Source organism: Butyrivibrio sp. AE3003, from assembly GCF_000686065.1.
GTDB lineage: Bacteria > Bacillota > Clostridia > Lachnospirales > Lachnospiraceae > Butyrivibrio > Butyrivibrio hungatei_A.
In genome coordinates this window covers 2,313,746-2,337,720 of sequence record NZ_JMLX01000001.1, presented here as the reverse complement: position 1 = coordinate 2,337,720, position 23,975 = coordinate 2,313,746, and the positions used below count along the sequence as shown (strand labels likewise).

29 protein-coding genes and 1 pseudogene are annotated in these 23,975 nt (G+C 40.3%); 28 read left to right on the top strand and 2 right to left on the bottom strand.

Annotated elements, in window-relative coordinates:
• Positions 1 to 93 precede the first annotated feature (93 nt).
• From CD00_RS0111245 to CD00_RS0111170, 15 genes and pseudogenes are all read left to right on the top strand, one after another.
• Entirely contained in the window at positions 94 to 867 is a 774-nt protein-coding gene (locus CD00_RS0111245; protein ID WP_026656058.1) for an HD domain-containing protein, read from the top strand.
• Positions 868 to 1,322: 455 nt separating this feature from the next.
• Entirely contained in the window at positions 1,323 to 1,772 is a 450-nt protein-coding gene (locus CD00_RS0111240; RefSeq protein ID WP_026656057.1) for an Hsp20/alpha crystallin family protein, read from the top strand.
• Between the two features lie 326 nt (positions 1,773 to 2,098).
• Positions 2,099 to 2,578 carry a YbaK/EbsC family protein gene (locus CD00_RS0111235; protein ID WP_026656056.1) on the top strand — a complete coding sequence of 160 codons (480 nt, stop codon included), beginning with the start codon at positions 2,099 to 2,101 and terminating at the stop codon, positions 2,576 to 2,578.
• An 8-nt stretch (positions 2,579 to 2,586) separates the two neighbouring features.
• Positions 2,587 to 2,778 (top strand): hypothetical protein, encoded by a 192-nt coding sequence (locus CD00_RS0111230; protein WP_026656055.1) that lies wholly within the window; start codon positions 2,587 to 2,589, stop codon positions 2,776 to 2,778.
• 94 nt (positions 2,779 to 2,872) lie between these two features.
• Positions 2,873 to 3,115, top strand: coding sequence for an AbrB/MazE/SpoVT family DNA-binding domain-containing protein (locus CD00_RS0111225; protein ID WP_034462088.1), 243 nt, complete (start codon positions 2,873 to 2,875; stop codon positions 3,113 to 3,115).
• Entirely contained in the window at positions 3,112 to 3,423 is a 312-nt protein-coding gene (locus CD00_RS0111220) for a type II toxin-antitoxin system PemK/MazF family toxin (RefSeq protein ID WP_026656053.1), read from the top strand. Before CD00_RS0111225 ends, CD00_RS0111220 begins: the two co-directional genes overlap by 4 nt.
• A gap of 158 nt (positions 3,424 to 3,581) precedes the next feature.
• The gene (locus CD00_RS0111215) at positions 3,582 to 3,797 is read left to right on the top strand and encodes a hypothetical protein (protein WP_026656051.1); all 216 of its coding nucleotides are present in this window, start codon (positions 3,582 to 3,584) and stop codon (positions 3,795 to 3,797) included.
• Positions 3,763 to 4,359 (top strand): DUF4143 domain-containing protein, encoded by a 597-nt coding sequence (locus tag CD00_RS18150; protein WP_051198996.1) that lies wholly within the window; start codon positions 3,763 to 3,765, stop codon positions 4,357 to 4,359. The genes CD00_RS0111215 and CD00_RS18150 overlap by 35 nt, the downstream gene beginning before the upstream one ends.
• Before the next feature lie 167 nt (positions 4,360 to 4,526).
• A complete protein-coding gene (locus tag CD00_RS0111205) occupies positions 4,527 to 5,282 on the top strand; it encodes a tRNA threonylcarbamoyladenosine dehydratase (RefSeq protein ID WP_026656050.1) in 756 nt (251 codons plus the stop codon).
• Between the two features lie 404 nt (positions 5,283 to 5,686).
• Positions 5,687 to 6,599 (top strand): annotated as a pseudogene (gene nadA, locus CD00_RS18145) (quinolinate synthase NadA).
• Complete coding sequence (locus CD00_RS0111195) at positions 6,599 to 7,909, top strand: L-aspartate oxidase (protein WP_026656049.1); 1,311 nt, start codon at positions 6,599 to 6,601, stop codon at positions 7,907 to 7,909. The pseudogene nadA and the gene CD00_RS0111195 overlap by 1 nt, the downstream one beginning before the upstream one ends.
• Positions 7,910 to 7,911: 2 nt before the next feature.
• Positions 7,912 to 8,763 carry a carboxylating nicotinate-nucleotide diphosphorylase gene (nadC, locus tag CD00_RS0111190; protein ID WP_026656048.1) on the top strand — a complete coding sequence of 284 codons (852 nt, stop codon included), beginning with the start codon at positions 7,912 to 7,914 and terminating at the stop codon, positions 8,761 to 8,763.
• 8 nt (positions 8,764 to 8,771) lie between these two features.
• Entirely contained in the window at positions 8,772 to 9,305 is a 534-nt protein-coding gene (locus CD00_RS0111185; RefSeq protein WP_026656047.1) for a transcription repressor NadR, read from the top strand.
• A gap of 296 nt (positions 9,306 to 9,601) precedes the next feature.
• Positions 9,602 to 11,764 (top strand): DUF6055 domain-containing protein, encoded by a 2,163-nt coding sequence (locus CD00_RS19405; RefSeq protein ID WP_051594166.1) that lies wholly within the window; start codon positions 9,602 to 9,604, stop codon positions 11,762 to 11,764.
• Between the two features lie 243 nt (positions 11,765 to 12,007).
• Positions 12,008 to 12,640: a Pr6Pr family membrane protein gene (locus CD00_RS0111170; protein WP_207640486.1), complete on the top strand. Its 633-nt coding sequence runs from the start codon at positions 12,008 to 12,010 to the stop codon at positions 12,638 to 12,640.
• A gap of 13 nt (positions 12,641 to 12,653) precedes the next feature.
• Here CD00_RS0111170 and cobI read toward each other — a convergent pair whose 3' ends face one another.
• A complete protein-coding gene (gene cobI / locus CD00_RS0111165) occupies positions 12,654 to 13,313 on the bottom strand; it encodes a precorrin-2 C(20)-methyltransferase (RefSeq protein WP_026656045.1) in 660 nt (219 codons plus the stop codon).
• A gap of 133 nt (positions 13,314 to 13,446) precedes the next feature.
• Here cobI and msrA point away from each other — a divergent pair, with 133 nt between their 5' ends.
• The 8 genes from msrA to CD00_RS0111125 all read left to right on the top strand — a co-directional run bounded on the left by msrA (position 13,447) and on the right by CD00_RS0111125 (position 18,457).
• The gene (gene msrA, locus CD00_RS0111160) at positions 13,447 to 13,938 is read left to right on the top strand and encodes a peptide-methionine (S)-S-oxide reductase MsrA (protein WP_026656044.1); all 492 of its coding nucleotides are present in this window, start codon (positions 13,447 to 13,449) and stop codon (positions 13,936 to 13,938) included.
• 21 nt (positions 13,939 to 13,959) lie between these two features.
• Positions 13,960 to 14,616, top strand: a complete 657-nt coding sequence (locus tag CD00_RS19880) for a metallophosphoesterase family protein (RefSeq protein ID WP_081811900.1) — start codon at positions 13,960 to 13,962, stop codon at positions 14,614 to 14,616.
• 160 nt (positions 14,617 to 14,776) lie between these two features.
• Positions 14,777 to 15,094, top strand: coding sequence for a hypothetical protein (locus tag CD00_RS0111150; protein ID WP_026656043.1), 318 nt, complete (start codon positions 14,777 to 14,779; stop codon positions 15,092 to 15,094).
• The gene (locus tag CD00_RS0111145; RefSeq protein ID WP_026656042.1) at positions 15,094 to 15,468 is read left to right on the top strand and encodes a hypothetical protein; all 375 of its coding nucleotides are present in this window, start codon (positions 15,094 to 15,096) and stop codon (positions 15,466 to 15,468) included. Before CD00_RS0111150 ends, CD00_RS0111145 begins: the two co-directional genes overlap by 1 nt.
• The gene (locus CD00_RS0111140) at positions 15,468 to 17,246 is read left to right on the top strand and encodes a hypothetical protein (RefSeq protein WP_026656041.1); all 1,779 of its coding nucleotides are present in this window, start codon (positions 15,468 to 15,470) and stop codon (positions 17,244 to 17,246) included. The genes CD00_RS0111145 and CD00_RS0111140 overlap by 1 nt, the downstream gene beginning before the upstream one ends.
• A complete protein-coding gene (locus CD00_RS0111135) occupies positions 17,224 to 17,652 on the top strand; it encodes a hypothetical protein (protein WP_026656040.1) in 429 nt (142 codons plus the stop codon). The genes CD00_RS0111140 and CD00_RS0111135 overlap by 23 nt, the downstream gene beginning before the upstream one ends.
• A gap of 46 nt (positions 17,653 to 17,698) precedes the next feature.
• On the top strand, positions 17,699 to 18,106 hold the full coding sequence (locus tag CD00_RS19400; RefSeq protein ID WP_051594165.1) for a hypothetical protein: 408 nt from the start codon (positions 17,699 to 17,701) through the stop codon (positions 18,104 to 18,106).
• A gap of 120 nt (positions 18,107 to 18,226) precedes the next feature.
• Positions 18,227 to 18,457: a hypothetical protein gene (locus tag CD00_RS0111125; RefSeq protein WP_026656039.1), complete on the top strand. Its 231-nt coding sequence runs from the start codon at positions 18,227 to 18,229 to the stop codon at positions 18,455 to 18,457.
• A 41-nt stretch (positions 18,458 to 18,498) separates the two neighbouring features.
• Here CD00_RS0111125 and CD00_RS0111120 read toward each other — a convergent pair whose 3' ends face one another.
• Positions 18,499 to 19,851: an ISL3 family transposase gene (locus tag CD00_RS0111120; RefSeq protein WP_034461900.1), complete on the bottom strand. Its 1,353-nt coding sequence runs from the start codon at positions 19,849 to 19,851 to the stop codon at positions 18,499 to 18,501.
• A 318-nt stretch (positions 19,852 to 20,169) separates the two neighbouring features.
• Between CD00_RS0111120 and CD00_RS20195 the strand changes: the two genes are divergently transcribed.
• The 5 genes from CD00_RS20195 to CD00_RS0111095 all read left to right on the top strand — a co-directional run bounded on the left by CD00_RS20195 (position 20,170) and on the right by CD00_RS0111095 (position 23,966).
• Positions 20,170 to 20,340, top strand: a complete 171-nt coding sequence (locus tag CD00_RS20195; RefSeq protein WP_155841038.1) for a hypothetical protein — start codon at positions 20,170 to 20,172, stop codon at positions 20,338 to 20,340.
• A 42-nt stretch (positions 20,341 to 20,382) separates the two neighbouring features.
• Complete coding sequence (gene trxA / locus CD00_RS0111110; protein WP_026656038.1) at positions 20,383 to 20,700, top strand: thioredoxin; 318 nt, start codon at positions 20,383 to 20,385, stop codon at positions 20,698 to 20,700.
• Positions 20,701 to 21,082: 382 nt separating this feature from the next.
• Entirely contained in the window at positions 21,083 to 21,493 is a 411-nt protein-coding gene (locus tag CD00_RS0111105) for a hypothetical protein (RefSeq protein ID WP_026656037.1), read from the top strand.
• A complete protein-coding gene (locus CD00_RS0111100) occupies positions 21,490 to 22,296 on the top strand; it encodes a hypothetical protein (protein ID WP_026656036.1) in 807 nt (268 codons plus the stop codon). Before CD00_RS0111105 ends, CD00_RS0111100 begins: the two co-directional genes overlap by 4 nt.
• Positions 22,293 to 23,966, top strand: coding sequence for a vWA domain-containing protein (locus CD00_RS0111095; RefSeq protein ID WP_026656035.1), 1,674 nt, complete (start codon positions 22,293 to 22,295; stop codon positions 23,964 to 23,966). The genes CD00_RS0111100 and CD00_RS0111095 overlap by 4 nt, the downstream gene beginning before the upstream one ends.
• The last annotated feature ends 9 nt before the right edge of the window (positions 23,967 to 23,975 follow it).

Genomic DNA, 23,975 nt, shown 5'->3' with positions numbered 1-23,975 from the left:
ATTGTAGTGGTTGCGTGGGGAAGCCAATGTATATTAAAATTTGTTCAAAAGAAAAACATGAGAAGTACATAGACATAAGAAAGATAATGATTTATGCAGATAGACAGAAGAAAAGTCAGGGAGCAGTTTGCCTCCTATACAAGGAATTATGATCCGGAGGATCCTAAGATTGCTCTAAAAATATCCCATACATACCGTGTAGCAGATATTTGTGAAGAGATTGCAAAGTCAATTGGCTTATCTGATGAGGATATAGAGCTTGCATGGCTTTCAGGAATGCTCCATGATATAGGAAGATTTGAGCAGGTAAAAAGATATAATACTTTCATAGATTCAGAATCAGTAGATCATGCAGAGTTTGGAGCGGATCTTTTATTTGGAGATGAGCACCTCATCTTGAATTATTGTGATGACAGGTCTTTTGACGAGATGATGGAAAAAGTCATAAGACAGCATAACAAATACAGAATCGATGAAGCAGTTGTCGGAAAAACTCTTATCTTCTGCAATATTTTACGAGACGCAGATAAGGTTGATATATTAAGAGTAAATGTAGAGACGCCTATGGAAGAGATATACAACGTTTCTGAAGATGAGCTGTTATCATCAGGTGTCTCTGAAAAAGTCATGGATCAGGTAAGGGAGCATCATGCAGTAAACCGTGACGTGATGGATTCCCCCGCAGAGCACTTGATCGGACATATAGCTCTTGCTTTTGAATTGGTATATCCAAAAAGTTGGGAGATAGCAAAGGAGCAGGGTTACATTTATAGAATGTTTGACTTTCCTTCAAGGAATGAGCGGACATTGAAGGCTCTGAAGGATACCCGTGAAGAATTGGAGATGTTTTACGGCGGTGGCTGCTAATTTGTGATTTTTCTTTTTCATGAGAAACTGTCAGTTCCACAGGTCATATGTGTTATTCTAATTGTAGTCGGAATCGCCGGATTAAAGTTATTAGCAAAGGAGTAAGGAAGAGATTTCCTACTGATAGTATTCGGAATCATTTTTGGCGTTGGTCATATTTATGTTACCCGTGAAAATCGTGTGTGAACGGATTGAGCTTTTTTTAATCATTTTAATATGTGCTAGATAAAAGAGTGACGTAAACATCAGTGTTTCCGCTGCTTTTTCTTTTTTGGAAATAAGCCTTTTTTAATCAGATTAGCACTCTCTATTGACGAGTGCTAATTGCGGTGTTATACCATAAGTAGAACAAAGGAACAGAGAAGACCGTTAGGACTTAACGTTCCAATGATCCGAACCCTCCGTCCCAATGCTCATATTCAAAAAATTGTTTATGTGCAAAGGAGGTAAGAATTATGTTAGTACCTAGTATTTTCGAAGAAAAATTTATGGATGACCTGTTTGGATTCCCGGAACTTAAGGAATTCGACAACATGGAGAAGAAGCTCTACGGAAGAAGATCCGGCAGGATGATGAAGACCGATGTCAGGGAAAAAGATGACAACTACGAAGTAGTAATTGATATTCCCGGTTTCAAGAAAGAAGAGATCACTGTAGAGCTGGATGAAGGCTATCTTACCATCAATGCCGCCAAAGGCCTTGATAAGGATGAGAATGACAAGAAAGGAAAACTCATCAGACAGGAAAGGTACGCGGGATCAATGACAAGAAGCTTCTACGTTGGTGAGAATGTTCAGAAAGAAGACATTGAGGCCACCTACAGACATGGGGTTTTGAAACTTACCATTCCTAAAAAGGCAATGGAAAAAATCCCTGAAAAGAACCTTATAGCCATTGAAGGCTAACAACATAATAATCACATTTCGCCCTCCGCTGTTCATTATTATGAATGGCGGAGGGCCTTTGTTTTTAATGCGCGTGTTCGTATTAAATCTACAGCAACAGTTCTTACGGCTGAGACAGAAGGACTTCTCGATCATGAAGTATGCTTTAATATGTTAAAAGTATATGGAAATGAGATGTGCCCGGACTGCATGGAAAGCAGTAGGTGCTATAACTTCCGGCTATCACCGGCAATAGGTAAATGTTTACGCAAAAAGCGCGTGGGTAGCGATATAATGGTGGCGTAGATATTTTTCATTTCCTAAATAAATGTGAGGGGTGAGTAGAAATGGTTAATGAAAAGGTAAAAGAGTTTCTTATCTCCAACAACCTTGGTGACAGGCTTACAGAGCATGCAGAAACGATTGATACGGTGGAACATGCCGCACAGCAGATAGGCTGTACCGAGCCGGAGATTGCCAAGACGTTGTCTTTTGTTGTTGATGAAAAACCTGTAATTGTGGTAATGGCAGGCGATGGAAGAGTTAACAGTTCGAAGTTCAAGACACTATTTCATACTAAACCTCACATGATCCCCAGAGATCAGGTGGAGAGTATTACGGGATTTCAGCCGGGAGGAGTATGTCCTTTTGCTATAGCTGATGATATCCCCATCTGGCTTGACGTTTCCATGAAGCGTTTTGAATATGTCCATCCGGCAGGAGGAAATGAGTTTACTTCCGTCAGGATTACACCTTCAGAGCTCGAAGCGGTTACAGGTGCCGAAGGCTGGTGCGATGTATGCAAGGGATGGGAAGATACTGAGTAAAAGAACTTGTGTTAAAGGAGGAAGATGGCATTCTTGTCGGAGAAATCGTAAATGTCTCAGCAGATGAAAGCGTAGTGACAGACGGAGTTGTTGACGTCACAAAAGTTAAGCCGATAAGTTTTGATCCATTCGGTAATGCATATTACGGAATTGGAAAAAAGGTGGGCAATGCCTTTAAGGATGGTACAAAATTGAAGTAAGGTTCAGGCGGTGAGTTAAAAGACTCATCGTCTTTTTTGTTGAAGACATGGCGGATATACCGTATAATGTATATACATTCGAGGAGGTGATTTCATGGAACAAGTAGCAATAAGGACATGGGGTAACAGCCAGGGAATACGCATACCTAAGGATATTTTGGAAAAACTTCAGTTGAAGGTTTCTGATGTATTGGACATAGAAGTACAAAATGACAGTATTGTGCTCCGAAAACAGTTTGTTCATAAAACTTTTGAAGAAAGACTGGCAGAATATAACGGTGAGATAACGGTCAGTGATTTTGATTGGGGCGAGCCGGTAGGAAGAGAGATTTTATGAACGAGTATTATCAGGGCGACATTATAAAGATTACAGGTTATAAAAAACAACTTTTTGTTATAGTTAGTAAAAATGCATTTATAAAGGCAACCGGAATATTCCATGTATGTCCGATGCTTCCTAATGTTCAGGCCGGTCCTATACATATTCCGATATGTGGGAAAAAAGGTGAGTCGGGAACAGTAATTTGTGAACAGATAAAAGCAATTGACCCTAAGGCAAGAGGGTGTAAAAGAGTAGATCTCCTTGCATATGAGGATATTATGAATGTATCCGATGCGGTTCAAGGAATTTTAGAGTATGCTTGATATTTGTTGAAGAACCGGAGTGCTTGCTATTCCACCAGAGTTTTAGTACCTGAAGAGATTAAGTGATTAGAAAAGCAAGATTAAAAGTCAAGGGGACGGTTGTGACATTGGAACCGTCTTCTTGATATATAGAAATGATATAGGATGGAGGAACCGATATGTTTTTTAAGAAAAAAAGAGAAATAAAAACATATGACAGGGAGAACCTGCGTCCTGTTATCAAAGCAAGCATATGTAACGGCGAGCAGGTCGCGGGCTTCCGAGATATACATACAGGGGCGTTTGAGGAAGTCATGCTTATCAGGGGAGATGACGATCTTGCAGAGTTCATGCGCATGTATGGAATCGAAGGAAAAATCGAGAAAATATACTGATAATGGCGATAGCGCCAAGAAGGATGGAAAGCGCTCAGCAGAATTGGAGGATGCTTTACAGTGGTTGGTAGACGCAGGTTTGCTTGTTAAAGCAGAATTAGTTGAGAAACCGGAATTACCGTTGGAAGGTGCGGCTGATAAAACATATTTTAAGGTGTATATGTCTGATATCGGTTTGTTGCGAGCCAAATCCAAAGTATCTGTGAATACGATATTGGAAGAGACGGATCTTTATGTCAGATATAAAGGTGCCTTTGCAGAAAATTATGTTTTAAATGAGCTTAAGTCGCTTGGAAAAGAGCCGTTTTTCTGGCGCTCAGGAAATACGGCAGAGGTTGATTTTATTTATGAAGAGGAAAGCGAGATCGTTCCGGTAGAAGTAAAAGCGGCAGATAATACGCAGGCAAAGAGCTATAGGCAGTTTTGCAGGAAATATCAACCAAAGAAAGGATTGAAATTATCCCGGAAGAATATAGCCGAGAATCTGTGCGAATCTACTACAACTTACAATATTCCTTTGTACTTGGAATGGAATATTGATAGCTATATCAAATATAATTGATGGCGATGGCGATGGCGATGGCGATGGCGATGGCGATGGCGTAGGTGTAACTATAGCAAACTGCCGCTATTTTGTGTTTTGCAATTAGTATGAAGTATGATATTATGATTTGGCTAATTAGTTAATGAAGTAGATAGAGGGAATTACTCCCTTAGAATGAGGTTGTGATGCTGAATCAGTTTTCAAGGACACAGTTGTTATATGGTGCAGATTCTATGGCTAAGCTGCAGGCTTCCCGCGTCGCCGTTTTCGGAATAGGCGGAGTTGGCGGTTATGTCGTGGAAGCTCTTGTAAGGAGTGGAGTAGGCGCCATTGATCTTATAGATGATGACAAGGTGTGCCTTACCAATATAAATCGTCAGATACTTGCAACAAGGAAAACAGTCGGAAAATATAAGGTAGATGTTGCGGAAGAGCGTATACATGAGATAAATCCCGACTGCGAAGTCAGAGGATATAAGACTTTTTTCCTTCCCGATACTCAGGATCAGTTTGATTTTACGGAATATGACTACGTTGTCGATGCAATCGATACGGTTACAGGTAAGCTTGCAATAATAGAAAAAGCAAGAGATGCAGGCGTGCCCGTTATATCATCAATGGGTGCCGGAAACAAAGTAAATGCGGCAATGTTCGAAGTGGCTGATATCTATGAAACGTCAATTTGTCCGCTTGCCAAGGTTATGAGACGTGAATGCAGGAAAAGAGGTATCGAATCACTTAAGGTAGTATATTCCAAGGAAAAGCCGATAAGACCGTATGAAGACATGTCGATAAGTTGCAGACAGCACTGCATCTGCCCTCCGGGAACAGCAAGAAAATGCACGGAGAGAAGAGATATCCCCGGATCGACTGCATTTGTTCCTTCAGTAGTGGGCTTGATCATCGCAGGTGAGATAATCAACGACATCACAGGCAAATGATGCCATTTCGGGAATTTTTTAAAACCACATAAAAAGCACAAATTTATAAGTTAAATTATGAACTGTAGTAGAAGAAAACAATTTCTACTACAGTTTTTTTGTGTAGAGCACTTAGCGAGGTATTTTACGAGCTTAGTGCGAACCACGCAAGTCAACTTGGCGAGGTTCTTTCGAGTCTAGTTGAGCTTGTTATCGTAGTGCGCTTATGAAAGGTGTGAAGCTTGATGGAAAGAAAATCGATGCAAAAGTTACGGGATCTGAAGTTGCCGTATTTGCAGACAGGGGAAGAACCGTCTCCTTGACACGCCAATGTTTAAGTGAATTAACAGCTGTCTTGTCAGTAGACTTTACATGTGGTAGACTTGTGGAAACCAATGTATGACTCATAAAAGGGAGAGCTATGTATGACAAGTAAAATAATTGAGGAAATTGAAAGGCTGAAGGAAGAGAAGGACGCAGTGATCCTTGCTCACTATTATGTTACTGACTGGGTGCAGGAAATCGCTGATTATGTCGGAGACAGCTATTATCTTGCAAAGGTGGCAGCAGGATTGGATAAAAAAACAATAGTTTTTTGCGGGAGTAAGTTTCATGGGAGAATCGGCAAAAATCCTTAATCCCGATAAGACAGTGCTTATGCCTGATATGCAGGCGGACTGCCCGATGGCACATATGGCAGATGTTGAGCGCATCGAGCAGGTAAGAAAGAAGTATGATGATGTTGCGGTTGTATGTTATATCAACTCAGTTGCTGAGCTGAAGGTGCACTCTGATGTGTGCGTGACTTCTTCAAATGCAATGAAGATCGTAAAATCTCTTCCTAATAAGAATATCTTTTTTATCCCCGATGAAAATCTCGGAAGATATATCGCATCTAAGCTTCCGGAAAAGAATTTTATATTTAATGACGGCTTTTGCCATGTACACAAAGGAATCACAGCCGAGAATCTAAAGGCGGCAAAAGAGGAGCATCCCGGTGCGGAAGTTCTTGCACATCCCGAGTGCACCTCTGCAGCGCTTGAGTATGCGGATTATATCGGAAGTACGGCGGGCATTATAGATTATGCCACGAAGTCCGACAGCAAAGAGTTCATCGTTGCAACAGAGCTCGGAGTGCTATATGAGTTGGAACTTAACAATCCCGGCAAAAAATTCTATTCGGCAGGAAGTACACAGACTTGTCCGAATATGAAGAAGGTAACTCTTGAGAAAGTAAGAGATTGCTTGAGAGACAACACGGGAGTGGTTGAAGTAAGTGATGATACGAGGGCGGCTGCGTTAAAGCCTCTTTCGAGAATGTTGGAGCTGGCAAAATAATGGAAAAAAAATATGATGTTGTAATAGTAGGTACAGGTGCTGCGGGACTTTTCTGTGCACTTAGTCTTCCGCAGGATAAAAAGATCCTTTGCATTTCAAAAGATGCGCTTGACGGAAGCGACAGCTTTCTGGCTCAGGGCGGAATCTGCATGTTAAGAGACGATAACGACTATGACTCTTATTTCGAGGATACCATGAGAGCGGGACACTACGAGAACCGCAAAGAATCCGTTGAGATCATGATAAAGAGCTCTCAGCAGATAATTCACGATCTTGAGGGCTATGGAGTGGAATTTGAGAAAAAGGATGGGCAATTTGTATTTACAAAGGAAGGTGCTCATTCAGACAATAGAATTCTTTTTCATGCCGATGTCACAGGTAGAGAGATTACAAGTAAACTGTTGGCAAGAGCGCAGGAGAGAGAGAACATCACATTGATCGACTATACTACAATGGTGGATTGGGTATGCAAAGACAATGTATGTTATGGTATTGTAGTTGCGGATGAGAACGGTAAAGCAGAAGCTATCGAAGCGGATGTGACAGTTCTAGCCTGCGGAGGATTGGGCGGTGTTTACAAGCATTCAACCAATTACCGTCATATATCGGGAGATGCACTTGCGCTTTCTTTGTATCACAATGTGCGACTTGAAAACTGCGATTATGTGCAGATTCATCCGACTACTCTTTTTACAAAGCAAAGTGGCAGAAGTTTTCTTATCTCAGAGTCTGTAAGAGGCGAAGGCGCGGTGCTTCGTGATAAGAACGGCGAGCGCTTTACAGATGAGCTTCAGCCGAGAGATGTGGTCAGCAATGCGATATTTGCCAAGATGAAAGAGCAGGGAACAGAGCATGTGTGGCTTGATTTTTCTCCGATTCCCAAAGAAAAGATTTTAAGTCACTTTCCAAATATATATAAGCACTGTGCCGAAGCGGGATTTAATCCATTGGAGACTTGGGTTCCCGTTGTGCCCGCACAGCACTATTTCATGGGCGGAATATATGTGGACAAGGATTCCAAGACCACTATGGAGCAGCTTTATGCAATCGGAGAGACAAGCTGTAACGGTGTACACGGAAGAAATCGTCTTGCAAGCAATTCTCTTTTGGAGAGTCTTGTTTTCGCAAAACGTGCGGCAGCAGATATTATGACAGTACCGGAATTTAAAAAGACAGAGGATTTTGATAATCTGGTTAATCTTGATGATTATGAGGATCTTCAGGGAATTATGGAAAAATATCACAAGATGGTGGTAAAAGAAATAAAAGAAGAAGCCAGATTACGAGCTTTAAAAGAGGAGGCTGTATAAAAATGAACGATATTACTATGAAGTTAAATGCTGATGAGCTGATAAGGATGGCTCTCAGAGAAGATATATCAAGCGAGGATGTCAGCACAAACGCAGTTATGCCAAATGCACAGGCAGGTGAGGTAGAGCTTATCAGTAAGCAGGACGGCATCATCTGCGGTATGGATGTTTATGAGAGAGTTTTCAAGATCCTTGATGAAAGCGTTGTTGTGGAAAAATATGTTACAGACGGCGATGAAGTCAAAAAAGGTCAGCTTATGGCAAAGGTAAAAGGCGACGTAAGAGTTCTTTTATCAGGTGAGAGAGTTGCGCTTAATTATCTTCAGAGAATGAGCGGAATTGCTACATATACACATCAGGTTGCAGCTCTTCTTGAAGGCAGCAAGACAGTTCTTCTTGATACCAGAAAGACTACGCCCAATATGCGAATCTTTGAGAAGTACGCGGTAAAATGCGGTGGCGGTCAGAATCACAGATACAATCTTTCTGACGGAATTCTTTTAAAAGACAATCATATCGGTGCGGCAGGCTCTGTAACAAAGGCTATACAGCTTGCTAAGGAATATGCTCCTTTTGTAAGAAAGATTGAAATTGAGACAGAGACACTTGATCAGGTAAAAGAGGCGGTAGAAGCAGGCGCAGACATCATCATGCTTGATAACATGGATCCCGCTACAATGAAAGAGGCCGTTAAGATCATTGACGGACGTGCAAAAACAGAGTGTTCCGGAAATGTTACAAAAGAAAACATTTTAAATATTATCGATAGTGGAGTAGACTATGTATCAAGTGGCGCTTTAACTTATGCAGCGCCTATCCTTGATATTTCAATGAAGAATTTACATGTGATATAGGAGGTTTTATGGATGGACAGGCCAGAAGAAATAAGATAATTGAGATTGTAAAAAAATCTGACAAGCCTGTGTCCGGTACATTTTTGGCTGAACAGTTGGAAGTCAGCCGCCAGGTGGTGGTCACGGATATTGCACTTATCAGGGCAAACGGTGTAAATATTATATCCACTAATCGAGGGTATATCATTAATTCAGATAGCAGATGTGAAAGGATAATAAAGAGCCGGCACACAGATGAGCAGATTCTGGATGAGCTGTTTACGATAGTTGATAACGGAGGATGTGCAGAGAGCACTATAATAAATCACAGATATTATAACAGGCTGGAGGCGCCACTCAATGTCAGTTCGCGCCGTGAGGCAAAAAAATTTATGGAAGCGATTGAATCCGGTAAATCTAAAACGTTAAGCTCTGCAACAAGTGGATATCATTATCACGTAATAAGCGCAGATGATGAAGCTACGCTTGATATAATCGAAGAAGAGCTGAAGGCCAAGGGATACTGGTTACCGCTTGATGATTGGATCTCAAAAAATAAGTAAGTATGGGAAACGCTGCGAGGCGTTTCCTTTTTTGTTGCATATTGTGCGACACATCAGAGCCTATATTGGTTGATTTCATAAAAGGTTAATGGTAAAGTAATATTTGCAACAAATATATTAATAGTTGGTGTCGAGTTAATTATGAGAGAAACTTGAGTATTTAGACGTTGGGGGTATATTTACTGAAAAAGTTTATTTTTTGAGGCATTTTGATTTACGAAAAATTGTTAAATGCCCGTTAGCAATGTCTCTTATAAAATGTATGACACTACCTACATTGCTATTGGGGGTACAATATGAACAAAAAAACCTTATTATCTACTTTTACGGCAGTCGGAATGGCTGCGGTGCTGGCAATTTCGCCGGTTCAAAGTATTGATATAGAAGCAGCACCGGTTAACACTATCTCAACAACACCTGTCGCTTCTTCAAATATTGTCGATCTTACAAGAAATGACGCTTACAAAGTACGTGATGCTTTTTATTCACTTTCTGACAACAGCGTAAACCGTATGGCTTCTGAGCATTTCCAGATCATATGGGGAAAAAGCAACTCAACTAATATTAGAATTGATGAGGAATTCATCAAGGGAAATCTGACAAATCTTGAAAACATCTACGCCTTTTATACTCAGGAACTTAAGATGAAAGATATCGGAGTATCGGGCAATTCAAAATTCAAGACTAACGTATATATTTCAAATACAGGACTTAGAGCCTTTGAAGATAACTGGGCATATATGAACACCGACAGAGAGGGCTTTGGATTCCTTTTTGTTGCACCGGGAGCAATGGTAGTATCCGATCCTAATCCAAGCTGGGTACTTCCTCATGAGCTTGCACATGTGTTTACTTACTATCAGGGCGGAACAATCGACTATCCTTGGTACGAGTCAACAGCTAACTGGTTCAGAGATCAGTTCCTCGGAAGTGAATATTATTGCTATCATGGTAAGAAGTTTGGACCTTATTCGGATTTCTTTTCACCATATTTGATAAATGCGGATTACTATGTGCCTCATATGCTCAACTGGTATGACACATGGCCGATCTTCCTTTATATTTCAGAGAACCCTGATAACATCCAGGGACTTGGAATGGATCTTATTCATAAGATCTTGGAAAACAAGCAGAAAGACGATTCCATGTATGCAACAATCGAGAGACTTTCAGGAGTGCCAATCAAGACAATCCTCGGCGGAATGTCAAAGAGACTTGCAACTATGGATTTCAGCAGACAGAAGTTCTATCTTGAGCATCTCAACAATGAGACTTTGAGAGAACCCGGAAATCGTGAGAAGATCTATACAACTCTTGAAAGAGCAGATGCACAGGGCTACCAGGCAGTTCCTGCAAACAAGGCTCCTATGCAGACCGGATTTAACGTAATCCCTCTTAATGTTGATCTTAAGAAGGGCGGAATCTCTGCAGACTTCGTTAACACATCAGGAGTACAGGGCTCTGATTTCAGAGTAACATTGGTTACAAATACAGCTGACAACAAGACTCGTTATTCAGAGACTTTCAGCAGCGGAAAAGGAACAATCGCACTTCATGGCGATGAGACGGCGGCTTATCTTGTAGTTTGTGCAACACCCGACAGACTTAAGGGATATCACACAGACTGGAACTCAAAGACAACTGAGAGTGATACAAGATTTACATATAAAGTTAAGATATCAAGCGTTGACGGTACACCTACACCTGCTCAGGAAGAGAAAAAAGAAGATGTAACACCCGAACCTGAGAAGAAGGAAGATACTTCAGCGGTAACACCTGAACCTGACAAGAAGACTGATGAGACACCTTCAGAGTCCGAGAAGGTTACCGAGAATAAGGATAATGACAAAAAAGAAGATGCTAATAAGGATGATGCCAATAAAGAGAATTCAAATAAGGACAACGGAAATAAAGAAACATCGACTGATTCTCAAAAGGTAACCGATAACAAGGATAACGCAAATAAGAATGCAACTGACAGTGCTTCAAACGGAAATACTGCTCAGCCTACAGACACATCTGACAAGAAAGATGATGTGATCAGCTCAGGAGTTTCAACCGATACAAATTATCGTGGTGATGAAAACAATAACAAGGACAATAATACATCATTCGATAATAACAACAATAATAGCAGCAATGACAACAGTGGCAATAACGGCTTAGACAGTAATAACGGAAACAACGGTAATTGGCCGTTCGGAATAACAGAAGGTAATTGCAATAACGGAACATGGCCGACAGATACATCCTGTGGTGGTGACAGTACAGGATACAAGCCTTCACCGATAGGACCCGGATATACAAACGGAAATACATGCGGCAACACTCAGGGATTTGATACAAGCACGCAGGGAACCGATACAGTAGATTTTGACTACATGTTTGAGGAAGAAGATTCCGGAAGTTCGATCTGGAAGATAATAGGAGCAATAATAAAGAGATTCTTCGGATTTTGATAAATGAATACTGAAATATGATTAAAAGACCTTATCAGGCTGGTATACAGTTTGATGAGGTCTTTTTACAAAAAAAACGTTTATAATATATGTATATATCGAATAGATATGTATGGCTATTTTTTTATAAAGAATGTAGTATAAAAAGAAAGAGAGAATATATAGGACTTTGCAGAAAGGGAGAAGGATACTACATGAATGAAATGACAAGCACCCAAAAAAAAGCTTAGCTGTGTTTTAAAGGTGATCGTATTATTGTCTGCGTTTATCGGAACCGGCATAAGTGCTTACGGAGACAGAAATGTATTCTTTTGCGGACTCAATATCTTTATGTATTTCACCAATCAATCAAATATTGTGATAGCGGTTATATGCGCTGTGGGCTTATACTTGATCGTGAAAAACAAAAAGATAAGCGAATTACATTACATTGTGAAGTATGTGGGAACTGTTGCCATTACACTCACAGGCGTTGTATTTATTGCGGTACTTGCGCCGGCCTCGGGACCGGAAGCATGGGATCTGCATAACGTGCTTGCGCATATTGTTGTTCCGATAGCGTCCATTGCAGATTTCTTTGTTATCATCCCCGGAGTAAAGTTCAAAAAAAAGGATGTCCTTTACGTGATCATTCCGCCGCTTATATATGTGATATATGCCGGAATAGGCTATGTCAGAGGTTGGGATTTTTATGAAGGAAATACATACCCATACTTTTTCCTAAATTGGGGAAGTCCTGCCGGAGCGTTTGGATTTATAAAAGAGTCACCTTTTATGGGATGTGTATGGTGGATATTGGCATTGCTTATTTTCCTTATCATCATGGGATATGTGTATCTGGTGATAGTGGATCATATGGGAAAAAAGAGTAAGTAATCCTAAATTATAATTAAGCGGTTACTATCAGGATAGAGAAATAGCCTGTTTTATCTGGTATTGCATCCACACCTGAATAAACAGTTTCATTTTGCATGCCGCAGTTTTCAATGAGATACGCAGTTTTTCCGTCATTTCTTATTGCGGATTTCAACTCTTTTAGTTTACTGCCGGCTTTCATGATTATAAGCGTTCCGTCAAAAGTTTTGTATTCGCCGGCTGTGATCATTACAGCTTCATCACCTTCGGCAATTGATAATCCAATTTTGGCGGCCGCAGCGCAAAAAGAAGGAATTCCGGTTATAATTTCGATGTTATAACCGGATTTTTTTACCGCATCGGAAATGTAGGAAAATGTCGAATAAAAACCGGGATCGCCTAAAGTAAGAAATGCTACGCTCTTGCCGGATCTTAGGTCTGCAATGATCTTCTCTGCGGCACTATTATGCGCATCCGTCAGGTTTTCTTTTTGCATCGGAAAATTAAGAGAAAGCGTTTTCTTCGATGCTATATTGGGGCAGGCTTGCAAGGCTATTGTATATGCGATTCCCGGTTCATTATCTTTTGCAGGACAAGCAATCACATCTACTTTTTCTAATGTCTTAACAGCCTTTAATGTAAGCAGATCCGGATCTCCCGGGCCAACGCCTATTGCATATAACACTTCGCTCATCATAAACTCCTTTGCACTTTTATTAAAAAACAATTCGTTTTGCCATAAGCTACGATATATTATAATAAAGCATGGATTTATTACAATCAGTGCTTATTAAATTCGATTATATAAGGAACAGAGGAAAGATAAAATGAAAGAGGCATATTTTGCGGGCGGATGTTTTTGGTGCGTTACGCCGATTTACAAGATGTACGGAGTTGACAAGGTAATCTGTGGCTATGCGGGTGGAAGTGAAGAAAATCCAACGTATGAACAGGTAAAGCATCAGCAGACAGGTCATAGAGAAACAATCAAGCTTGTCTACGATCCTGAGAAAGTTTCGTTTGAAAAGTTGTTGGATATTTATTTTGCCAACGTTGATCCGTTCGACTCCGAAGGCCAGTTTATTGATAAAGGTTTTTCATATACTCTTGCGATTTTCTATAACGATGAAGATGAAAAGAATTTGGCAAGTATTAAACTCGAAGAGATTGAAAAGAACGCAGGTAAAGAGACGCACGTAGCTCTTTTGCCCTATAAGAATTTTTACGAGGCGGAAGAGTATCATCAGGATTACTATCTGAAGAACCCTGAGGCTTTTGAGAAAGAACTTATAGAGTCAGGAAGAAAAAAAGCTGAGTAAAGCGGCATGAGGGGGATATTTATGCGCATAGGAATAGTATCTGACACGCATGGACTTCTGAGACAGGAAGTTATTGAAGGATTACGCGGTGTGGATTACATAATTCATGCAGGAGATATAGATGATAAAAGCGTGATCGAGGGGCTGGAGAAAATTGCGCCGGTAACGGTTGTTAGAGGAAATGCGGATAAAGAGTGGGCAAAAGATATTCCTGAGAGTGCTACTTTGGATTATCTCGGTAATAAGATATTTGTGATTCACAACAAGGGTAAGATAACTCAGCTTCCGGCAGAAGTTTCTATAGTTATATACGGACATAGCCATAAATATAGCCTTGTTGAGAAGGAAGGCGTAGTCTGGTTTAACCCCGGATGCTGCGGAAAGCGCAGACCAGGACAAGAAATATCGTATGCGATTCTTGAGGTGAATGGACGTGAGGATTTTGAATTTAAGAAGATGGTTATTGCGACTTCGGGATCAACCACAGAATCCAAACTTCCCAAGAACATCGATAGGATTATTACCAAAGCAATGTCCATGACTGATAGCGGAAAGTCCTATCAGGAAATCGCAAAGAAACTTAAAATATCTGAAGAACTTGCAGAGAGTATCTGTCGAATGTACCTCACACATCCTGGAGTTGATGTGGCGGGAATCTTGCAGAGGATTTCTGGATGACTTTTAAGATGGATGTAACACATGGCAAATAATGAAAATAGAGCGTATTTTTGCATGATTTTAGCTTAAATACGTTCTTTTTTATACGTTGATTGTTGATAAAGAATAGACTGCATGATAAAATGTTAATGATTTGTTAATTACAAAAGTGAGGTAAGTAATGGCAGAAAAAAGTGTATTCATGGACACAAACGTGTTTTCAAATATTGTTGATGGAGTAAGAGGTGCCGCTTCTGAATGTGCGTTTTCTGATTGCGCATTAAATCGAACAGATAGCTTAGATACATTTAATGCTGGTAGAAAGATACATGAATTATTGTTAGAGATACATAAAACAGATGAAATGTACAGGAGGGAATCATCGGAATCACTTCCGCACGGCTTTCTTACAATGCGTGACAGCATGATCGCTATAGATAAAGCTTCCGCTGAAAGTCTTACAGTAGAAAAAGTAAACATTGGAGGTTTGAAGAAATAATGGGTAGACATTCCGAGATACGTGAGCTGGAGCGGGATATAGCAGAACGTGAAGAAGAATATAGCATACTTGAAGATAAAGAAGAAATAATAAAAAGATTACGATCAGAATTAATAGATGGAGCGGAAGAACCTGTTAAAAACTATGATATGACCGTTTCAGATGAATTTAGAGGCGCTCTTGAAACAGATGCTGAGGAAATGCAACACCAGATCTATAGTGAGATATATTTAGCCTTGGAGCGCACATCACAACTTCTATCTGAGATGGCTCAGGCAAAGGTAAGAATCCGTGAACATATAGAAAAATGCAGAAGAAGGATTGATCAGCTTTGGGAAGAAATAGAGGCTGAATCCCGAAGTAATGTTATGTAATGGCTGGGGAAAATGATATGTTGTGGTATTACGAAGATGGAGAAACTAATGTAACCGGTGATGGTTCTGATAAAAAGTATGACGCTGAAGTTATGAACAGTTTTACAGATGCGCTTTGCAGCGACATGAACAGATACAGGGAGCGCGCAAAAGCACTTGAAAGAGAATATGTAAGATATCATAACAACGAGACCTTTGTTGGTCAGATGGCTGAAGACTCAAAAAGATTTATATATGAAGTGCAGGGCGATAAACTTCATATGAAAAATCTAGAGCTTAAAAGAGAATTCTTGAATATGTGCTTAAGTATAGAAAATAAGTTCAAGGAAGAAGTTGATTCGTCACCAAAGGCCAGAGTGAGCGTACAGACTTTGTTAAAGATAAAGAGAGATTTTAATGTAATCTATAACACTGTTGATACTAAGGGCTATGAACTTGATTGTCATGCCAAGGAAGCAGTAGATATCTTGGGAAGATGGGGAGTATCTACATTACCTAATTTTCGAAGGTCAATGGAGGCACTTGATGAATTCTGTGGACATGGAAGATTGTTGGATAAGGACATAAAGAAGTTTGAAAATTTCGACCAAGAAGCGTGTGCTTTCATAGAACGTAAGGATCTTGCAGGGTATGCTAATAATCTTCAGAGAAATATAAAATATACCGCAGATGTTCTTAATGGTATGACTGTTTATCAGCCTAATGTTGCAAAGCATTCTGTTGAAATTCTTTCGCTTAGTGTTATGGGAGCATTAAAATATAATCCATGGGATTTTCTTGAAAAGAAACTTTCTGGTAATATAGCTACGGTACAAAATAAAAATCCAAAAAGTAATATAGAACCAGAAATACAGATTCTAATGAATCAATATGGTTATACCAAAGAAGAAGCAGAATTAATAGATAAGACTATAAACGCATTAAATAAAAACTTGCCTGTGTTAAAGTTAAAAGATAATGGAGATTATTATTTAACAATAGCAAATACATATGGCATATTATCAGAATTGTGCATTAGCTATAATTCCACGCGATGGAGAATGACGACAGGGCAATATAATACAAAAGAAGCAATTGCACATTTAAAGAAAGCGGGATTATCAGATCAGGAAATATTAGATCTTAGAGTATTAATAAATTTGCAACATGGTGATTATAGGTATTCAGAGCTTAGAAAAGCAGGAATAGATATTGATAAGTCAACTTTCAAAAATGAGACTTTTACCAGCATTAATGCTAGAGCGAAAGAAGAAAGTGATTTTGCGCATACTACAGTTCAGATAGCAGCATTTGCTCACGGAGACGATGTTTATAAAAACAATCGCCCAGAATTGGGAAGAGGTTTCGTTGATTACGTTAATTCTCCGCTTGAATCTTATTTTACTACTACGTTGACACGATATGAGATAAGCTTTAAAGGTGATCTTGATTCAGGTCGATATTCAGAAGCTGATTATAAGTCGGATTTAGATGCAATAAATATATATCAACGAATGGTCAAAAACGGAGATTTTGGCATGAACACTTGGGCATCTTATTATACAGATGTTGATAATGATAGTAGGCATCGTGCAGTTGAATTTTTGGAAAATATGGGTAATGGTCATGCTGACATTGGTATTATAAATACGCGAAAGATTATTGAAGAAAAATCTGTTGGAAGCATTTATATTCAAGAAGGAAATGGAACAGACGTACAAAAAGCCAAAAAAATATTTATGCAGTGGCTTTTATGTACATATCAAGGAGTGGATTATGAATTCCCTAAACAAGAGTAGAAAGATAATTATTTTAATAATAGGTATAGTTAGTTTTTTTATTCTACTGAGTGGTGTTTTATTCGCTATATATTTTCGTGCTTTTTTGAGCAGTGGTTCACAAACGCCGTTCATTAGTTATGAATGGAAGGAAGGCGATAGAACTACGCGCCATACTATGTATGATGATTTGGTCAAAAGCAATAATTTAATTGGAATGAATACTGAAGAAATAAATCAGCTTTTAGGAAAATGTGATGAATATCACAGTACTACCGGTAATATGGATGATGCAGATTATTATTGGGATTACATAATGGGGTACAGTGTTTTTAAAGGACATGAGATGTTATATATTCATTTTGAAAATGATATTGTAACGGAGGTTAGCCGTGTTCGGGTTAATGATTTGCAAACCATCAGATGATTATAAGACTATAGTTTAGCCAGATTAAGAGATTGGGAGGCAAAAGATGGGGGAAATTAATTCTGAAGTACAAGAAGAGGCTACGCGAAGATATGTGAATTTAACCGATCAGATTAGTGTCCGTACGGAAAAGGGAAATCTTGAATTCATTAAAGCTCATGTAAACGCTATGGGTGAAACTATGGGCGAATTTGTTAATAGAGCAATTTCAGAAGCAATATATAGAGACAGAGGAGAGTCTTTAATAGAGACTACTCATAGTGATGAGTATGATGTTTCAGGGAAATTGCTTTTATCAGCTGATGGTTACTATGAGATAGACTATATTGCTGATGGAGTACGAACAATAAAAAAGCTTGATCGACAAAAGGATGTACCAAGCGGTTTCATTTCAGATTATGCGTGGATGTCACTGGAAAATGAATACGAAAATAAATTGTTAGATGGTAAATGATTTAGTTGTATGCCTGTTTATGAGAAAAAGAGGTTGAATTTATCTGCAATAATATGGTATTAGTTTTCAAAGGTATGAAATTAAAGTATATACAGCAATAGGCGAAAGCGCAGGTAGATTATGGGACGAATGGATAACAAACTCGCAATAGTAACCGGGGCAAATTCCGGTATGGGAATGGCTACGGTGGAGGCACTAAGTGACGAAGGCGCGAGGACAGCCATCTTTCTTGTTACTGATGATTCGGTAAAAGATATTACCGGGGAATATTTTTACAGATGCAAGATTGCTCACTCATCGCGAAGATCGAAAGATATGAATTTTGCCAAAAAACTGGCTCTTCAGGGGTAATGGTGGGTGAAAAATGCCATCATCCCCAGCATTTATGCTGATCATGCGCCTCGAGGTTTTCTGTTAGGAAGTGGAATCCTCAAATCCGAGCATACTAAGTAGACCATATCGAGCATGTTTTGGATATTGCGAAAACCATATGCCTTGCGGACGATCAGTTTGATTTTGTTATTAGTAGCCTCAATTCGTGCATTGCTCATACCCAGCCGTATTGCATTGAGTATGTGATCCCTGTGACGTTTGATCTTGAGGTATAGCTCCTTGAAAGCATCAATCCTACTGTGACTTGCCCACCAGAGCCACCGATTAAGAGCGGCTTCTGCTTCGTCAGTATCTTTGATTTTTAAGATGAGACGGAGCGTTTCCTTCATTCGGTAAGCTCGATACAGACGACTGTTATTCTCAGCAATCATGGTAACCCGGTTCTGTTGGTTCTCTGTCAGATTTTCGGGAGCCTTGCCGAGTGCATAAGCTGAGTTTTTGATTTCATCTGCTTTAGCCTTGGCTGCATTCAATATAGCGGCTTCCGGATCATCTGCCTTGGGGCGTCCTTTCTTACGAGGATGTTCTTTGGATAAGCGTGTGAACTCAGCGTAGGCTTCACGCCATACTTCACGGCGAACCTCGTCAAGAGCTTCCATAGCCCATTGTACGACGTGGAAGGGGTCAACACAGCGCTCACAATCCGGAGTGAACTCGTTAACGCATTCCGTGATCCACTTTGCTCCATCTCCGGTAACAACCTTGATGGATGAAAGCTGTTCTGGAGTAAGCTGTTTGTAGAACTTCGTCAGCACACCTTTACCATGCCCCTGTGCTGCCCAAACAACGGTATTTGTATCGTGGTTAACGATAACCGTAATGTACTTGTGACCTTTCTTATAGCTGGTCTCATCAATGCCAATGTTTATAAGGTTATCAAGTCTTCTGGAGCGCTCAGGTTCAATGTCATTCAGAGTTCTGTTTACACAACGCCCAACTGTTTCCCAGTCGATGCGCATATACTCTGATACAACACTGCGAGGAAGATAAACTGCAAGCCATCCGACTGTCAGATCAAAGTCCCGGGTGAATCCGCTTCCTGGATATGCCCAAGGAACATAGGCTGTTACAACACCATGCTCAGGACACTCTATACGATGTGTCCACCCCTCAACCTCTACGAGTGTTGCACCAAAGTCAAGGCTTCTCCAAGTGCGCGGCTGATCTATCCTCTGGTCGTAACGAGGACAGCGTCTGTGGCAGAACGGACAATCATCCTGATGCCATTTATCCGTCCGCGCATGGATTCTGAGGTGGGTAACACCATCCCGATCAAGATAGAAGTTTGCATCTTCTACGATAGCATGATTGACATTGAGCAATTTTTTACATAATGTATTAGCAGAAACCATCTGTGGGTACCTCTGGTATCTCTGTAGTATAGTTTGGACGCTAATACATTACAGAAACACAGATGGTTTTTCAATTGCAAATATACATCAGAGGACTGGCATAGTACCCACCATCATGCCAGAAGCCTCAAAAAACTTTATGAATTTAGCGAACAGCTTGTAAAAAAATCGTTTTGAGGGTCTGACTTGAGGGTCAGACCTTTTTAGGTTTGCGCGCCATGAGCGCAATTTTCTAATGCTTGACATTTTAGATTGCGTGCAATATAATTTTGTAAAAGCTCAAGCGGAATAAATGTTACAGATAAAGAGGTATGCGTCATGAATACAATTACACACGATTTTGTAATTGCACCCGGTGCTGGAATCAAAAAGAAAAACGTCATCTATGTTATCATTCCTCCGCTGCTTTACGCTATTTATGCGGGGATTGGATATTGTTATCTGGTAATTGCAGAGAAGATTGAAAAAAATAATAGTTCAAACAAGTAAAAGGAAAGGCGCCTGCAATTAGTGGGTGTAAAGGTAAAAAAGATGGAATACAGATTTACAAATGAAAATTTTGATACAGAAGTTATGAACAGTGAAGTACCGGTACTTATCGATTTCTATGCGGATTGGTGCGGACCTTGCAAGATGATGGGACCTGTAGTTGAGGACCTTGCAAAAGAGTATGACGGCAAGGTGAAAGTAGGTAAGATTAATGTAGATGAGCAGCCGGAACTTGCGCAGAAATACGGAGTTATGAGCATTCCGTACTTTGCATTCATCAAGAACGGTGAGCTTTTTTCTGATGAGATGGGCGCCGTTCCCAAGGACAGACTTGCGGCTAAATTACAGGAAATGCTATAAGTACTCGGCAAAATATGATATAGTAACGGCACTTTCCCCGACAGTATGAAATATTCCGACGGCACATACGCAGATGCATACTGGATGATGAAAAAACTTAGACAAGGACATGCCTATAATACTTGAGCACCTCAGCACAGACGAAGAATACTACAAATACATGGATTACCTTAAGACAATTCTTGAGGGTATCTGACAAAAAAATATATGTTGAAAGTCGCACCAAAAATGAATATAATGTTGCATAAAGGTTAATATTTTTGTATGTAAAATCGATAAAAAGTGCGATGGCAGGCAGAAAATTTAAGACTTTAAGAGTCACTTTTTTAGTATTTTTAGGAAAGTGGCTCTTTTTTTGTGCGCTATTATTGGGAGATTAGGAATGGACAAACGACTTGCAGGGAAAATACAGCAGTATCCTGATGAGATAGCTAAGATACAGGACTCGCTTCAGGATATATTGAATAAGATATCCGGCTGTACCCAAACGGGCGACGATATGCAGTTAAGATTGCTTGTGCCGAGATTACGGTATCTTAAATCCATGATAGAGGCTCTAAAGGCCGATATGAATGACACACTATCAGGGATTGACGAATCGGATAGCGTAACGAAACAGGTGATAATGCAGCAGATATTGCTACTTGATGGCTTGCACGGGCAGCTTTCGGGGGTCGCGGATTCAATAAGCGTATCGCTTAAAGCGTTGGATGAATCAGGTAAACAGGTACTTATGGCAGAAATATTGAAGAGGTGTAGCGACCTACAGGTTGCAGCTAAGGAGCTTACATGAATAAAGATGTTTTACTGGATAAATTTAAAAAGAATGTAGTTAGATTTGGAATCGGAGCGACTATTTTCGTTGTCGCACTTGTTTTGAAGATAGTAGTCGGACTGTTTACGGACATACTTGTTGTCTACGCCGGAATACGTCTTTTCGGAGTGCTTTCGGCACTTACGACTATTCTTTTGATAGTGGGAATTGCCGCAGGTGCGGGTACACTGGCTATCCTCCTTAAATCGCGCGCTGAACTTAGGAAACTGGAATCGGTTGAGTCTGCCGATTCAAACGCAGGTCCTGTTTTGAAAGTGAAGGGAAAGCTTGATCCTGTTCAGATCAGGAACAGTCTGATCACAGAGGGTGATAAGTGGCTGAGCGTCGTTTCGCCGACTAATCCGAAGGAAGCAGAGGAGATGGACGTAGCGCTTAAGAGTGTAAAAGAGACTATGGCGCAGATGGATGATTACCAGCTCAGGCTAAAAAATCTTTTGGACAGCAACGGTGCGGATGCACTTAGGGACACAGAGGAAGTCCTTGACGGCGTTGAGCAGCATATCTGCAGAAATGTCAGAAAGCTTCTTAATATAATGACGGTTTCGAGCCCGAATACACAGAACGATCTTGATGTTGTTGAACTTACAGCTAAGAATTGTGCAGAAGATAACAACAGACTTTTACAGACTACAAAGGAGTTTATTGTTGCGGTAACTGAATTCCTCAACTCGCAGGGAGACAGTGGAAGTAGCATAAATGAGGTTGAAGTATATAAGAATGCTCTTACTACGCAGATAGAAGAGGGAGGAATTTATTCATGAAAAAGAAAGTTTTATCAATGTTGCTTGCCACGGCAATGGTTACAACATCGCTTGTTGGATGTAGCAACGGTCACAATGATGGTGTTGTGAGCAAACTTACCGAGGACGAGGCAAAAAAGGAACTTAAGTCTCTTATGACACAGGTTTCCGTTGATACCAATTCAAATCCTGTTCTGGATATCTACGCCGAAGATGTTTCTGAAGCAGACACTCTTGCAGATATCGATACTTTTCCGATCACTGTTACAGGTAACGGACAGATCAATATCGAGATTGCCGCTGCAACAGAGCTTTCAGCCGATGCTCCCGATAACTGGATAAATGAAGTTGCCGAGAAGTTTAATAAGGCAGGCTATGAGATAGACGGCAACAGCGTTTCTGTATCGGTTCGTAAGATCACATCAGGTGAAGCTGTAACATACATTACAGCAGGCGGCTATCAGCCTGACGTATTCATTCCCAGTAATGCCGCATGGGGCATGATGCTTGATGCTTCGGGATGCAGGACTGAGACAATTGCCGACCGTATAGCAGGCAATACTGCAGGTATCCTTATTAAAAAAGATGTTTTTGATACATTTAAGGAAAAGTACGGCGATGTTACCGTAGGAAATGTTCTTGCGGCAGCTAACGCAGGCGATATTACTTTTGCATATACCAATCCTTACACATCATCAACAGGACTTAACGTTCTTTGTGCGATGCTTGCATCATTTGATGCTTCAAATCCTCTTTCAGATACCGCTACAAATGCACTTATGGAGTATCAGAAGAAATCTCCTCCGGTTGCTTACACAACAGCGGTTCTCAGAAACCAGGCTGCAAAAGGCATCATAAATGCGATGGTAATGGAGAGACAGGCTTATTCAAACACTCCTGAGCTCAAGAATTACATTTATACTCCTGTTGGAATAAGACACGATCATCCTGTATATACTTTTGAGTGGACTAACGATCAGGAAAAGGCAGCAGCAAATATGTTTGTTGAGTTCTGCAAGAGCGCTGATATGCAGAAACTCGCTACTGATAAGGGATTCAATCAGGATGACGATTATGCCGCTCAGGACACAGGAATGTCAGGTGCTGATTATATCGCTGCACAGAAAGTTTGGAAGCAGAACAAAAACGGTGGTAAGCCCATTGTAGCTGTATTCGTTGCAGACGTTTCGGGATCAATGGACGGTGAGCCTCTTAATTCACTTAAGCAGTCACTTATAAGTTCATCTTCATATATAAGTTCAGATCATCATATCGGACTTGTAAGCTATTCAAACGGAGTTTCTGTAAATCTTCCGATAGCTCAGTTTGATTCAACGCAGAGAGCATACTTCTCTGGTGAGGTAAAAAATCTTTCTGCAGGTGGCGGAACTGCAACATATGACGCGGTTCTTACAGGTATGCAGATGCTCGAGGATTATAAGGAGCAGGTTCCTGATGCAAAGCTTATGCTGTTTGTTCTTACAGACGGTGACCAGAATACGGGGTATTCATTGGAGCGTATCACAGATGTTGTCGGCGGACTTAAGATCCCTGTTTACAGCATTGCATACAACTATGACAATGTAAAAGATCTTGAGACACTTTCGGGTATCAACGAAGCGGCTCAGATCAAAGCTAACAGTGATGACGTTGTAAACCAGCTCAGAAACCTGTTTAATGTAAATCTGTAATAATGTGTT